This is a genomic window from Spiroplasma cantharicola (assembly GCF_001281045.1).
Classification (GTDB): Bacteria; Bacillota_I; Bacilli_A; order Mycoplasmatales; family Mycoplasmataceae; genus Spiroplasma_A; species Spiroplasma_A cantharicola.
Window position 1 is genome coordinate 387,283 of the sequence record NZ_CP012622.1, and the last position, 12,997, is coordinate 400,279.

A 12,997-nucleotide genomic window follows, 5' to 3' on the forward strand; every position below is an offset into this window, starting at 1 on the left:
TTGCTTTTAAAAAAGTTTAATTAATAAAATTTAGTAAAGACTACAAAATAAAAAAATATTTTATAACTGTGATATAATTTTAAAAAATAAGGAGCTTAATTATGAGCGAAAAAGTATACCAATTAGATTCTAATCAAATAGGAGTAGTTAAATTTAAAGAACCTTGAATTTTAATACATTTTGAAATTGCAAAAGAGTTAGAGCCTATACAATTTTTTTATTCTTCATTAGAAGAAGCACTGAAAAAAATTGGAATAATCTTTGAAGATAAGGTAATTAATTGCTTAACTTCAAAAAATGAAGGTTATAAAAAACTTTATGAATTAAAAAAATATTTATTGTCAACATGAATGAATCCAGGTATTGAAAATGTGAAAGAATTGCTGGTAAAAGATTATGATTATTTAGAATTTTTAGATAAATCTCCAGAGGAATTAATAAACTACAATCATACTTTTTTAGCATTAACAATTATTCTTATATGTTTAAAATTTAATAAAAATCATTTTCATTATGAAGGAATTCATATTTCTGCTAAATTTGTTGACAAAATGCTAGCTGTTGATTTCTGATCTAAAATTCAAAAAGAAACAACTAAGTAAATATTAATAAGGTTTTGATAATAAGGGAAATAATTTATGAAGAAAAATGGACTATCAGGGAAGGCAATTATAAAAAAAGGAAAACAATTATATAAGGAAAACAATAATAATTCTAATTTTAAAAAAATTATAGAGATCCTATATTTAAATGATTTTTCCTTTTTTCCTAATTATAGTGATATTGAAGAAAAATATTACAAATATGATTTTTTAGAAGGTGTAACTTTGGAAACAGTTCAGACTATGCCTTTAAAATCTACTTTAAAAATTTTAGATATAATTTTAGAATATCAAAGCTTTTATAAGACTAATGAAAATAAAGTAATTGTTCATGGTGATATAAGTCCAGTCAATATTATTTTTGATGATAACTTAATACCAATTAAAGTAATTGATTGAGATGGTTGTTATTTTGGAAGTAAATATGAAGATATTGGCTATATTTGTCTATTATGAGTTAATTTCGGAGATGACAAACAAGAACATGCAAAGTATATTGATGAAATAAAGATTATTTTTAAATATTTGAAATATAATTTACAAGATATCATTGAAGTAAAAAATATAATATTAAATAGGATTGAAAAAGATAAGAGATATTTAAAAGATAATCCTAGAAAAAGAGAAATTGAATATTGAAGTAATTATGTAAAAAAATGAATTCAAATTTATTGAAAGGGTATTGAAGATGAATTTAGTTAATTTTTCAAAAAAAAATATTTGTTTTATTTTTAAAGAGCAAAAGGATCATTGAAAATTATTTATATGAATGTTTTTATATTCTTTAATTCCTGCTATTTGAATTCTAGTAAGAACTTTAGTGATTACACAGTATATGGAAGCCAATATAGATACATATGCTCAATGAGATTATCTAAATATAATGTTAGAAGTTATTCAAGAAACAATTGTTTTTCCATTATTTTGGTGATTTGGAAAAATACATATTGAAAAAAGAGAACACTTGAATAAACTAAGAGAAGTTTACTTAATTACTTTTTTTATTTATTTTATTCTAATTATTATTTTAAGTTTAAATATTGGAGAGCTTGTTAATGTTATTGGTTCAAATCAAGGATATGAACAAAAAATATTTTTTACTTTACAACTTTGAAGTAAAATTCCTGAAATTTTAACGTCAGTTTCAACTGTGGTAATTTTAAATTTAAAAATGTATAAAGGTTTCTTAGTTTTATTAATTAGCAAATTGGGACTCTCTATTATTTTTGATTTTACATTGGCAAATAATCAAGTTTTCAATAATTCCTATGTAGGTTTAGGTGTTAGTACTTTGATAACACAAACACTGTTATTTTTAACTTCATTAATGCTAATCTCAAAAGCTTTTGGTTTTAAAATATTTTTCAATGTAAAAAGTTTTAATTGAAATTTAAAGAAATTAACTTTTACTAAAATATTTTGATTAAATGTATTAGCAGCTTTTATATTTTCAACTGTAAATAATTCATTTTATTTATTTATGATTGCAAAAAACATGAATATAGTTGCAGAAAGTGATGCTTATTGGCTTTCAAATACAGTTATTTGATCTTGAATATTAATGATACCAAATGTTATTTTTGCAATAAATAAATCTATTGTTTCAACAAGTAATAATTTAGATTATAAAAAAAGAGTTGTCTTAATTTTGGAGTTTCAATTAATAGCGCTTATTTCTTTATTATTATCTTTTGCAATTTTTATTCCCACATATAATTCCTTTACATTATTTTTATCTAATAATAATAGTGACTTATCTGAAAGAAGTTGAAATGTTTTCTCTAAATTAATTGGTTTTTTTATATTTTACATTTTAGCTACTAGCTTTAACGCACATTTTAATGGAGAAGGTAAAAATATAATTTTAGCAGTTCAAGCTATTATTTGTAATTTATTAACTTTTGTTCCATTTATTATTCTAAATTCAATAAATCAATTGATTTATGATGTTGAAGTTATTGCATTTATGTTTGGTTTTAGCTTATTTGTTTCATGAATAATTTCAATGATATTTATTATATCTTATTTATTAATTGAGAAAAATAAATATATATCAAATAATATTAAGATCACTGCTTATTAAGCATAGTTATTTAAAAATTTTTAATAAATCATTTTGCTTTATATTAAGATATTGATTCATATTGTTTGCAAGAACATAAATTGATGCTGCTTTGTCATAATACTTTGTCATTTTATTTGGTCCAAAATTAGAATAAGTTTCAATGACTTTATTTTTAACATCACAGATAACTAAATCAACGTTTTCTTTAAAACCAAATGAGTTAAATCCCTTTGAATAAATTAATCTAAAACCATTTTCATTAGAAAATTTATCTTTAAAAATCAGTGAGCTGAATTTTTTAGAGACATTTCTGATAGTTCTTATATTAATCTCCAATATCTGTTGATTATGAATTAGCTTTGAAGAACTATTTTCTTTAAATAAATCTTTACTTTTATCCTTTTTGAATATTTTTGTTATTAGTATCAAATTTTTTATAGTTCCCATATGAATCACCTATAAATATTATATATAAAAAATAGTAGTATAATATTAAAAGAAAAGAGGAATAAATATGGCAAAAGTGGCTATTTTTGTTGCTAATGGTTTTGAAGATACAGAAGTTGTTGCAACAGTAGATGTTTTAAGAAGAGCAGAAAAATTATTTCCTAAGAGTTTTCCTGTTGTAGACATCGTTTCTATTAACGATTCAAAACAAGTAAAGGGAGCTTGAAATATCGAAATTATTGCAGATAAAGTAATTAGTGATATTAAATTTTCTGAATATGATTGTTTAATATTACCTGGGGGAAGAGTTGGAGTTGATCATTTAAAAGAATGTGAAATTTTAATGAATGCAATTGAAAAACATGCAAAGGAAAATAAAGTTATTGCAGCAATCTGTGCAGCTCCAGAGATATTAGGTAAATTAGGTTTAGTAGACGGTATTGAAGTTACTCACTATCCTGGATGTACTGCTAATTTAGAAAAAGCAATTAAGAAACCTCATATTTCAGCAATAGCTGATAAGAATTTTATTACTGGAAGCTCAATAGGAGGAGCATTACAATTTGCACTTCAAATTGTAGATCATTTTACTTCAACTGAAAAAATGTTGGAACTACACAAAACATTAGTATTTAATTATTAATAAGAAAAGCACATATATTGTGCTTTTCTTATATATTTTTGTTATATAATAATTACAAAAGTTTTTAAAAGGGTATATATGAAAAAAATCAATAGTAATTTGCAATTAGTTAAATATTTAATGGCGTTTCTAATAATTCTTTATCATGATTGAACAGCTTTCGGTTATAAAAATGTATTTTTTTTAGAGCCATTTATTGGTGCATCTATGAGTGTATTTATACTTATTACAGGATATTTAAAAGTTGATAGTAAAAATTATAATTTTTTAAATCTTTTAATGATAGTAATTGGTTGTCTAATAATAAATACAATAGTTTGTCTTTCAATAAACAATTTTACAAATATATTAGATCATGTACAGAACTTATTTTTGGGGGGCAGAGATTGATGATATATATGGTGTTTTCTTCTATTGCAACCTTTTATTAAATACTTAAATGATTTTGTAAATAGAACTACAGGTAAATTTTTATTTTTATCTATTTGTCTTTTATTTATATTTTCTTCTGCAACAACTAGTTTATATAAATTTGGTCAAGTATTCACAATGTTTAATTTATTTTATATGATTACTTTTTATTTAATTGGAGCTTGAATTAAAAGATATTATAATTTGGAAGGCATAAAAAAATTTCTAATTCCCACCTTATTACTCTTATTAATTTATCTTCCTATTATGTTTTATAATATAAATGTAGTAAATTATAAAATATCAATGAGCACTTCAAATGTAATTACATATGCTATTTCAATTCTATTATTTTTATTATTCTTATCAATACCATCTTATAATAATAAATTTATAAATTATCTTGGTAAATTATCTCTATATGTTTATTTATTTCATTATATAACTCAAATTATAATTATGGAGAAATTATTTAATAATCAATTTCTAAACTTTAGTCCAATATTTATAAGAAATATTGTATATGGTCTAATTATTTTAGTTGCAACAACAATTATTGCAGTTCCAATTGAATATTGTTCAACTAATTTTGCAAAATATAGTACTCAAAAGATTTTTAATATTTGAAATAAATATAAAATAATTAGTATAGTTTAATAAGCAGAAGATTAATATTTTCTTATTTAAATAGTTTAACTTTTAATTAGATTAGTTAATATTTTTTAAATATGTTAATTTTAACTCTCTTGCTTTTTTTTTTTTTTTTAGTTAGTATCTACTTTAAGAACAAAGAAAATAGGTATTTATTTTATTTTTTTCCAAGCAATTTTTGTAAAGGAGAAAAAAATGAAAAAACTTTTAACTATTTTAGCTGGTTTAGGAATAGCTTCATCTGCAACAACATCAGTTATTGCTTGCGGGAATAAATCTGAACCATCAGTTGAAGAAAATAATGACGTATCAGAATTAATTAATCAATTCAAAAAAGAATCAAGTGAAATAATGGATTCATTTATCAATTCTAAAAAAGATAAGTTATTAGGATTAATTGATGATAATGGAGTTTATAACTTTTTTAATAGAGAAAATATTGAGAAATATGGAACAGATACTAATTCAGAAAGTGCTAATCTAGATGATCTAACTGAAAACTTAAAAGACGATATAGTAACTGATTTCAATAATATTTTAAAAACAATTGACCTAAAATCAGAATTAAATGATTTAGCAACTAAATCAGATAAATTTAATGTAATAATTTGAAACAATGCAGTAGTTGACAGTATTGATTTTGATAAAAATTCTATTGATATTAAATATACAAATAAAGATTGACAAGAAAGTGGAGAAGCTAATCCTAATTATTTCTTGTCTTCAACAGTAATCAATTTAAAAATATCAATTCAATTCAAAAATCAAGATGGCAATAAGGAAAATTTTGATACAACAATACCATTAGTATTTACATATACAAATGATGAGGTCTTGTTAAAAAGTATTGATAAAATTCAAAAAAATATTGAAAATGATTTTTTAGGAACTGAAAGTAAATTTACATGACTAGATTATCAAAATACATTATTAAATCTTGAAAAAAATAGCAGTTATAAAATATTTGATATTTTTAATACAAAAAGAAGAGAAACTATTGTAAATAATATTTATAGCTCCACTCAATTTAGAGATGAGTTTATGAATTTTATTAAAACTAAATATTTAAATGAAATAAATATTGGATTACAGTTTTCAAATAACAATACTCCAGTTATTTCAAAAAATTCAATTACTTCAAAAGTTGAAGCAAATAATTATGATATATTTTTAAATGAAAAAGATGGGCAAAACTATAAGGATATAAATAACTCAGTTTTAATTAACCTTAAAGAAAATGGTAATGAAATAAATTTTAAAGATTATGGCAAAAAAAGTGTAAATAAAGAAGTCTATAATATATTAAATAAAAATTTAAAAATAATGTATGAAAATTATTATAAAAACTTTACAAATTTTTTAACAGAAAGTAATTATGATGGAGTTAATAAAAAGACAAATTCAGTTGCCGTTGGTAAAGTTTCTATTGATGGTTTATCATTGATAATAAATTCAAACTATAAATTACCAATAAATACAGTATCTATAAAATATTCTTTAGCAATTGATAATAATGAAAATAATGAATCAAATGGCGAAAATTTAATTAAAGATACTTCATTTGGAAATGCAATTTATTTTAATGCTATTGAAGGTATTAAATCATTTCAAAATGTTTTTGATACAAAAAAACCAACTATATTGAATGGAACTACTCAATTTGAAACACCTTTTGCTTTTAGTGGAAAAGTTAGAGATCAAGAAATTGAAGAAAATATTTGAGATAGTTTACATCAAGAAAGTAACGGAAGTTATGTTTCATCAGTTAATAAGGGCTTATCTTTATTAAAAGATACACAAGTTAATTTTAGAGATAAGCTTTTAGAAGATGGTAATCAGGGAGTCTTTGATTTAAATTTTGCAAATTATAATAACTCTAGTGGAAAAATATCAGAAGGAGCAATTTATTCAGATGTTTTAAAAACAGAAAAAGGTTATAAACAAAATAGAAGATATCAGGGTTATTATGAAAGAAAAACATCTATTCTTTTAAAATTTAATTTTTTAAGTTTGGTTTTCGTATTTGAACAATATAGTAGTAGTGCTGCTGATAATTCAATAATAATTGAAAGAAGTGAAACTTAATGATCTCACTTAAAAACTATGAAAATAAAAAGTAATATATCTTTTAGTAAATTATTAATATTTAATTTTAAAATTATATTTCATGAGAAATCTTTTATAGTTTTAAATTTACTACTATTATTTTTTCCATTTTTGTTTTCTCTTAGTTTATTTTTTTTAACAAAAGGGGAACAAATAGTAACATTTTTTAATTTTTATATTTTAATCTATATATCATTATTTATATTTCTTTTAATTTTGAGATCTATGCAATTCTATTTTGTTAATTCTATGGATAATAAACTATTGTATCTTGTATTAGCCAATCAAGTATCAAGAATTAAAATATTATTAAGTCAATATATTTTAATAGGTCTTGCTATTTTATTTAATATAATTATTTCTGTTTCTTTAATTATATTTTTTGGCTATTTTCTAACTGATGCCTTTAATTTAATTTTAAGACTCAATCTAGCATTTTTTATCTATTCTTTTGTTTCATCACTTTTTTTAATGTCCTTTATTTTATTGCTTTTGCTTTTTTCAAATATTCAATTTACAACAATAATTTGTACTTTATTAATCTCAATTACTTTTCTTTCAAATATTCCACGTCAGTTTATAGAATCAAAGGAAAGTCAAGGGACAATAAAATTTAATTATAATAATGGACAAATTTATAAAATAAGTGATTTATATGATTCATTTGATTTACAAAAGTATGTTTTAAATTATAAAATAAAATACCCATATTTATCATATGCAATAAATAATTTTATGGTTAATGAAAATGAATTTACAAAAGAAGAATTTATTTTACAAGAAACAATAAACAAAAGAATAAATAATTTTTGAAATAAATTGGGAGTTATAGAAAATCAAGAAACTATAATAACTGGAAGTGATTTGAAAATAAAAAATCTACCAGTTGGTTCGAACTTAACAGATTTAAGAGAATTTCGAGCTGATGATGCAATTGAAGTGGAGTTATATTTAGAAAATACTTTTATTTCAAAAGAAAAATTATTAGAAATGATAATAAGTACTGAAAATACAAATTTAAATTTAGTTTTAAAAGACTTAAGTAATTTTTTAGAAAATATTGAAAATAGTTTGCCTAATTTTCAACAATTTACAAGTGATTATTTTGAAGAGTTTATTTTTGTTAATGAAACTAAAAGCAAAATTTATAAAGATAGCAAAACCAAAGAAGCTGTTTTTAAAAAGGACTATTTAACAAATCTTTATAAGTATAATTTAAATGCTTCGGCATCTTTACAAAGTGGATTTACTTTAAAAGCAGGAGTAACTGAAAATACTTTTGTAAAAAATAAATTGTTCTTTCCTTTAATGTTAGCTTCAAGAGTATTGGAAGAATATTTTATAAATTATACAAGTAAATATATAGTATCTACAAAATATTCTGTGGATACTGAAAATGACGGTTGAAGTAGTTATTCCTCATCAAGAAGTAAATTTGATTTATACAATAATATAAATTTATTTAATGGAATTTGAAATAACTATACAGAATTATCTGGATTTTCATATGAAGATTTTTGATTCAAGCCTGGTTCTAAATCGAAAATTGATTTAAATAATCAAAAAAATATGTTTTTGAATTATAGTAACTACACTTTTAAAATAAATGAATTTAATATAATAGATAAAAATTCTTATAGTTATTATACAAAACCATGAATATATTTAGCTATTCAGTCTGTAATAACAATTTTATTTATGACAATGATTTGTTATAGATATAGCAAGTTTGATCTAAGTTAGGAAGTAAATATGGAAATAAATATAAGAAAATTTGTAAAAAAATTTAAGGCAAATCAAATAGGTGAATTAAATCTAGACATTAATTCAAACAAGATTACTGCCATACTTGGTTCAAGTGGCAGTGGTAAAAGTGTTTTAATAAATTCAATAATAGGCTCTATAAGAAAGTTTAAAGGTAATATTATTATTAATGGAACATCAAGAAAAAAATTTACACATTACAAAATTAATAAGTTAATTAGTTTTTATACACAAACCGATTTTTCACTTTATAGTGTTAATGTAGTCTTCTTTTTAAGAACTATGTGTATAGTTCTAGGAATAAAAAAAAGAGAAAGAGAGCAAAAAATTGAATACTGATTAAAGTTTTTTGACTTATGAGATGCAAGAAAAAAAAGTATTAGTAAATTTTCATGAGGAATGAAAAATCGTTTGAATTTAATTTTATGCTTTATTAAAGAAGCGCAACTTATTATTATGGATGAACCTGGAGCAAATTTAGATTCTTATTGAAGGAATAAAATTAAAAATTTATTGATAGATTATAAAAAACAAGGGAAAACAATTATTATCACTGTGCATAATATTGATGAAATATCAGATATTATTGATGAATACATTATTTTAGAAGGTGGTAAGAAAATATTTGCAGGTACAAAAGAAAAACTAAATATTTATTCAAAATATAAATTATTTATTAAAGATCTTTTTGATGTACAAAAATTTAGAGAATTTTTGTTAGAAGAAGATATTATGTCCTTTAAATATGATAATGATGAAAATTCCTTAGTTATTGCTGTTGATAACTATAGACAAATAAATTACTTATTTTTATATTTAATTAAAAATAATTTACCTCTTAATAATCTTATAAAATTACCAATTAATATGGAATCAATCCATAAGGCTTTAGAAAATAATGAATTAAATAAATAAATGTTTTATAATAAAAATTATAGTTATATAATTTACTTGTTTATTAATAAAAAAAGATAACTTATGTTATCTTTTTTTATTAATTATAATATGGGAGCTAATAAACTTATGAATGAAGATAAATTTTTTACAAATAAAGATGAGCAAGAGCTTTTAACAGAAATTCAAAATGAAATTTTAACTTCAGACGAGGTTTATTTAATATATCCTTTTATTTCAAAAACAATTCTAAATAAAATTTCTTTAACTTTTGATTATTGTTTAAAAAATAAAATAATAATAAAAATAATTTCTACTACTTTTGATGACTTATCTCAATTTAATAATTTATATGAGTTAAAAAAACTTGTCGAAAAGTATAGTAATATTCAAATAAAAATTGAAGATAATTTAGAAAAACATAGTGAAAGAATACATATCAAAGCTGCTATTTTTAAAAGAAAAACAAATTTGGATAGTGCTATAATTGGTTCTTCAAATTTGACTTATAAAGGAATGATAAGTGGAAGAGAATGAAATATTAAGATTATTTCAAGAGATAGTAATGATTTAGTTCAAAAAATGATAGAGGAATTTGATATACTTTGAAATGAAAATTTAGTGGATTTTTCAGATGTGTATCAAAGAGATTTATTAATTCAAAAAGTAAAAGAAAATCAAGATCAAAAAAATAGCTTACAATTAACTAAAATAGATTCCTCAACTAATTATATTAAAAAAAATCTATATAAATTTCAAAAAGATATTATTGATAAACTTTCTTATAGAAGATTTCAGGGAAAAAATAAACATTTAATTGTAATGGCAACAGGAACTGGAAAAACTCTAGTTTCAGCTTTTGATTTTAAAAGACAAATTGAAACTGTTAGTAAGAACCTAAGTATTTTATTTTTAGCTCATCAAAGAGAAATTGTTGATCAAGCATTAAAAACTTATAGAGAAGTTTTAAATGAACCAAATTTTGGAGAAGTATTGTATGATGGAAAAATAATAAGTGAAAAACCTTTACATCTTTTTGCAACTATTCAATCTCTTTCAAATAAGATAGATAATTTTTCAAAAGAACAATTTGATATATTAGTTTTTGATGAAGCACATCATATGGCCGCGAATTCTTTTGAGAGAACTTTTAATTTTTTTAAACCAAAGCAAATCATTGGTTTAACTGCAACTCCAGAAAGAGAGGATGGCAAAGACATTAAAAAATATTTTCATAATGAGTTTGCATCAGAATTAAGATTATGGGACGCAATAAATCAAAAATTATTATGCTCTTTTGATTATTATTGTATTGACGATACCTCAACTGACTTGCAGGGTATAGATATAAATTCCGATAGAGAAATTTTTAGAAAAATTAATACTGATTCTAGAAATGAATTATTATATAAAACAATAGAAAAATATTTAGGTGTATATGCAAGACCTACTGCTTTAATTTTTTGTGTTACAATTGAACATGCAAATATTATTTCAAACTTTTTAAAACAGAAAAACTTAAAGGCAGAGTGCTTAACTGCAGAAAATAGTAAAGATAGAAAAAAAATATTATATGAATTTAGTACTGGAAGAATAAATTACTTATGTGTAGTAAATATTTTTAATGAAGGAATAGATATTCCAGAAATTAACACAATTATACTATTAAGACCAACAAATTCTAAAACAGTTTATTTACAACAACTAGGTAGAGGACTTAGAAAAACTGAATTAAAAAGCAAGTTAGAAGTTTATGATTTAATTTCAAATATTGATAATAAATATGATTTAACTTTAGGAATAAGAAATTTATTTAATTCAAAAATAATTGGCACAAATTTTAATTCAATTAAAAATGGATTACCTTATAATTCAACAATTACTTTAGAAAAACACACAGAACAAATAATTTTACAAAGTCTAAAAAAATGATATGGTAATAAAAACATCATTAAATCTAAAGTAGTAAAATATTATAATAAATATAAACACAAAGCTTTAGAAAAAATAATAGCTGATTATGAACTTTCTTTGCAAGATTTTTATAATGTTCTAGATGATTTATTTTTGAAAACTGCAAGAGAAATTATAAATTATAGTGCTAAAGAAAATAATACAAGTAGAAATAAAAATATTTTAAAGCAGTTTATCTTTTTAGATAATTATCAAATTATAAATTATTTCTTAAAAAGATTAAAAGGACAAATTGATAGGAAACATATTGATTTAGATTTTGACAATTTACTTATGACCTCATTTTTATATGAGATTACAAGTATAGAAAAATTTTTAGATTTATATCCAAATTATTTAGAAATCAAAGATCTAATAGAGCATTTTATTGAAAATAATAAGTTGATAGTAGAAGAATTAATATTAATTTTGGAATATAAATTAAAGTATGAAATATTAATTTTTGAAGAATCTAATAATAAACTTTTATCTATAAATTCTACTTATACTGTAAAGCAATGTTTATCAGTAATAGGAAGAACTAATTTTTTACATTATAGAGATGAAATGAAAGTATTAACTTTTCAAGCTGGATATTTAACTTTTGATAATTCAAAACAAGTAATTTTGGCTGATGAAGATGGAAATGGTTATGGAAAATTAACAAAGTATGATCAAGATAATAATAAATTTTATTGATCTATTCCTGAAAAAATGTCAATGGAACATAAAATAATAAAAGACTTTAGTAATGAGAAAATCAAAAAGTACTTATTTTTACATGATAAGCAAAATTACGATCAAAAAAATATGTTCCTAAAATTATATAAATTTATTGGTATAGGACAATTTACAAAAATGCAAACAGAGAATTATTTAACAGCAGAATTTGATGTATTATAATTCTATTTTATTAATCTTTAAAAGAACAATAATTTAAATGATCATTTACTATTCCAATTGCTTGAAGAAAAGAATATACCGTTGTTTTTCCTAAAAAGGAAAAGCCATTTACTTTTAATTCTTTACTTATTTTTATTGATAAATCAGAAAAAGAAGGGTTTATTTCTTCTTTAGTATTTGAATTATTTATTATTTCATTATTAGTAAATCCTCATATAAAGTTACTAAAACTCTTGTAATTTTCTTGAATTTTAATGAAAGCTTTTGCGTTATTAATAGCAGCTTTTATTTTTAGTTTATTTCTAATAATTCCTGGATTTAGCATTAATTGCTCTTTTTTAGTTTCATCATAAAGAGCAATTTTATGATAATCTCACTGGTCAAAAGCTGTTCTAAAATTCTCTCTCTTTTTTAGAATAATATCTCAACTTAATCCAGATTGATTTAATTCTAAAATCAACATTTCAAATAGTAGTTTATCATCATAAACTGGTTTACCTCATTCATTATCATGATATTGTTGATTTAATATATTTTTATTAGCTCACATACATCTTT

At 21.6% G+C, this 12,997-nt stretch carries 11 protein-coding genes; 9 read left to right on the top strand and 2 right to left on the bottom strand.

Going from position 1 to position 12,997, the window contains the following annotated elements; translation table 4 throughout:
• Window positions 1–101: 101 nt before the first annotated feature.
• Genes SCANT_RS01750 through SCANT_RS01760 form a run of 3 tightly spaced genes read left to right on the top strand, consistent with a single transcriptional unit; the run spans window position 102 to window position 2,685 of the window.
• Window positions 102–602 (top strand): hypothetical protein, encoded by a 501-nt coding sequence (locus SCANT_RS01750; protein WP_053946008.1) that lies wholly within the window; start codon window positions 102–104, stop codon window positions 600–602.
• Window positions 603–638: 36 nt separating this feature from the next.
• Complete coding sequence (locus SCANT_RS01755) at window positions 639–1,304, top strand: phosphotransferase (protein ID WP_053946009.1); 666 nt, start codon at window positions 639–641, stop codon at window positions 1,302–1,304.
• Window positions 1,291–2,685, top strand: coding sequence for a hypothetical protein (locus tag SCANT_RS01760; protein ID WP_053946010.1), 1,395 nt, complete (start codon window positions 1,291–1,293; stop codon window positions 2,683–2,685). The genes SCANT_RS01755 and SCANT_RS01760 overlap by 14 nt, the downstream gene beginning before the upstream one ends.
• A 6-nt stretch (window positions 2,686–2,691) precedes the next feature.
• Here SCANT_RS01760 and SCANT_RS01765 read toward each other — a convergent pair whose 3' ends face one another.
• On the bottom strand, window positions 2,692–3,114 hold the full coding sequence (locus SCANT_RS01765) for a hypothetical protein (protein WP_053946011.1): 423 nt from the start codon (window positions 3,112–3,114) through the stop codon (window positions 2,692–2,694).
• A 67-nt stretch (window positions 3,115–3,181) separates the two neighbouring features.
• Between SCANT_RS01765 and SCANT_RS01770 the strand changes: the two genes are divergently transcribed.
• From SCANT_RS01770 to SCANT_RS01795, 6 genes are all read left to right on the top strand, one after another.
• Window positions 3,182–3,757: a DJ-1 family glyoxalase III gene (locus SCANT_RS01770; protein ID WP_053946012.1), complete on the top strand. Its 576-nt coding sequence runs from the start codon at window positions 3,182–3,184 to the stop codon at window positions 3,755–3,757.
• Between the two features lie 78 nt (window positions 3,758–3,835).
• Window positions 3,836–4,825: an acyltransferase family protein gene (locus SCANT_RS01775; protein WP_053946013.1), complete on the top strand. Its 990-nt coding sequence runs from the start codon at window positions 3,836–3,838 to the stop codon at window positions 4,823–4,825.
• Window positions 4,826–5,014: 189 nt separating this feature from the next.
• Window positions 5,015–6,904, top strand: coding sequence for a lipoprotein (locus SCANT_RS01780; RefSeq protein WP_053946014.1), 1,890 nt, complete (start codon window positions 5,015–5,017; stop codon window positions 6,902–6,904).
• A gap of 270 nt (window positions 6,905–7,174) precedes the next feature.
• On the top strand, window positions 7,175–8,668 hold the full coding sequence (locus SCANT_RS01785; protein ID WP_144416872.1) for a hypothetical protein: 1,494 nt from the start codon (window positions 7,175–7,177) through the stop codon (window positions 8,666–8,668).
• Window positions 8,669–8,677: 9 nt separating this feature from the next.
• Window positions 8,678–9,604: an ATP-binding cassette domain-containing protein gene (locus SCANT_RS05265; protein ID WP_083434195.1), complete on the top strand. Its 927-nt coding sequence runs from the start codon at window positions 8,678–8,680 to the stop codon at window positions 9,602–9,604.
• Window positions 9,605–9,712: 108 nt separating this feature from the next.
• Window positions 9,713–12,439: a DEAD/DEAH box helicase family protein gene (locus SCANT_RS01795; protein WP_053946673.1), complete on the top strand. Its 2,727-nt coding sequence runs from the start codon at window positions 9,713–9,715 to the stop codon at window positions 12,437–12,439.
• A gap of 10 nt (window positions 12,440–12,449) precedes the next feature.
• Here SCANT_RS01795 and SCANT_RS01800 read toward each other — a convergent pair whose 3' ends face one another.
• The gene (locus SCANT_RS01800) at window positions 12,450–12,989 is read right to left on the bottom strand and encodes a DNA-3-methyladenine glycosylase I (RefSeq protein ID WP_235443297.1); all 540 of its coding nucleotides are present in this window, start codon (window positions 12,987–12,989) and stop codon (window positions 12,450–12,452) included.
• Window positions 12,990–12,997: the final 8 nt, after the last annotated feature.